This is a genomic window from Verminephrobacter aporrectodeae subsp. tuberculatae At4, from assembly GCF_000193225.1.
GTDB lineage: Bacteria > Pseudomonadota > Gammaproteobacteria > Burkholderiales > Burkholderiaceae_C > Acidovorax > Acidovorax aporrectodeae.
In genome coordinates this window covers 1-1,616 of the sequence record NZ_AFAL01000761.1, presented here as the reverse complement: position 1 = coordinate 1,616, position 1,616 = coordinate 1, and the positions used below count along the sequence as shown (strand labels likewise).

Here is a 1,616-nt window from a genome sequence, read left to right as displayed (position 1 = left end):
GCAGCATCAGCCCCATGCGCGTGCCCCCGTCGGCCTGCGCCAGCGCGCAGATGAGCGCGGTGACCAGCAGCCCCCCGCCAAAGGCCGTGAGCACCAGGGGCCAACTGCCCAGGGCGCGCGGCAGGTCGGGCAGCCAGCGGCTTCCCAGCACGATGGTCGCGGCGGCCGCCAGCGCGGCGCCGCTGCTCACACCGATCAACCCGGGGTCGGCCAGCGGGTTACGAAACAGCCCCTGCATCAGCGCACCGGCCAATCCCAGGCCCGCGCCCGCGGCCACGCCCATGAGCAGACGCGGCAGGCGGATGTTCATGAACACCAGGTATTCCGGCGCCGGCGATCGGGCCTCGGCAAACGGCTGCAGCAGGGCCTGCCCGAGCACCTGCCACAGTTGCGTGGGGGAGATGGCGTAGGCCCCCTGCATGCTGCTCCCCACGAGGGCCAGCAGCACCATCCCCAGCCCCAGCAGCAAGGCCGTGCGGGGCGACAGCCGGCCCGGGCGCTGCGCTGCGCGTGCCGCAGCGCTCACGCCGCAAACGCCTGCATGCGTGCGTGCAGTTCGCGCACGGCGCCGGGCAGGCGTGGTCCGAAGCCCAGCAGGTAGCTCGCCTCCATGACCACCAGGGCTCTGCGGCGGTACGCCGGGGTCAGCGCCAGTTCGGGGCGCTGCCAGAAAGCCGCCTCGCCGCCGAGCGCCTCGATTCCCTGGGTGCTGTTGAGCAGCACCTCGGGCGCCGCGTCGGCCAGGGCCTCGGCGGTCAGCGGCCGGTAGCCGGAAAATTGGCCCACGGCGTTCGTCCCCCCGGCAAAGCGGATCAGCGCGTCGGCCGCCGTGCTGCTGCCCGCGACCATGGGGCTGCCGCCATGCGAGAGGATGAACAGGGCCCGCGGGCGCCGCGCTGTGCCCGCCACGGCCTGCTGCACGCCGGCCCAGCGTGCGTCGAGTTGCGCCTGCAACGCCCGGGCTGCGCGCTCGCGCCCCGTCACGCTCCCCACGGTGCGCAGCTTGCGCCGCACCTCGTCCCATGAATGGTCGGTCTGCACCAGTTCCACGCGCACGCCGGCGCTGCGCACCTGGTCCAGCACCACGGGCGGGCCGGCCTCGGTGGTCCCGACCACGGCGTCGGGCCGCAGAGAGAGCAGCCCTTCGGCCGAGAGCTGGCGCATATAGCCCACCTTGGGGGTCTTGAGCGCCGCGTCGGGGTAGAGGCTGGTGGTGTCGGTTCCCACCAGCAGGCTCTCGGCGCCCAGCAGGTACACGGCTTCGGTCAGCGCACCGCCCAGTGTCACGATGCGCGCCGCAGCCGCCGCGGCGGCCGCAGCTCCCGGTCCGCCAAATAGCGGGAATGCGGCCGCGCCGCACAGCAGCTGCCGGCGCCTGGGGCCATGCATCGCGGGAAAAGATTGCGCACAGGTTTGCAGATCACGCGGCATGCGGGCACTCCTGCAACCGGGGCAGCCTGGAGACGAGGTCACGCCAAGCCGGCAACTCGGGATTGCCGGGCTTGCGCGCGCCAAAGAACATGGCCATCAGCGCTCCCGCCGGGTCGAACGCCTCGACCGAGGTCACGATGCCGTCTGCGGTCGGCTTTTCGACCACCCATACGTTGGCCAACATG

General features: G+C 72.6%; 3 protein-coding genes. All 3 read right to left on the bottom strand.

Annotation, left to right across the window (positions count from 1 at the left end; all coding sequences use genetic code 11):
* Positions 1–526: iron chelate uptake ABC transporter family permease subunit (locus VTU_RS29175; protein ID WP_010108507.1), on the bottom strand; the 526-nt coding region annotated here is incomplete at its 3' end.
* A complete protein-coding gene (locus tag VTU_RS0121240; RefSeq protein ID WP_010108505.1) occupies positions 523–1,431 on the bottom strand; it encodes a heme/hemin ABC transporter substrate-binding protein in 909 nt (302 codons plus the stop codon). The genes VTU_RS0121240 and VTU_RS29175, both read right to left, overlap by 4 nt.
* The coding region (locus VTU_RS0121235) for a ChuX/HutX family heme-like substrate-binding protein (RefSeq protein WP_010108499.1) at positions 1,421–1,616 on the bottom strand (196 nt) is incomplete at its 5' end. The genes VTU_RS0121240 and VTU_RS0121235, both read right to left, overlap by 11 nt.

Excerpts from the sequence above, each read along its gene's own strand:
- VTU_RS0121240 (WP_010108505.1), bottom strand. The coding sequence starts at position 1,431 with ATGCCGCGTGATCTGCAAACCTGTGCGCAATCTTTTCCCGCGATGCAT.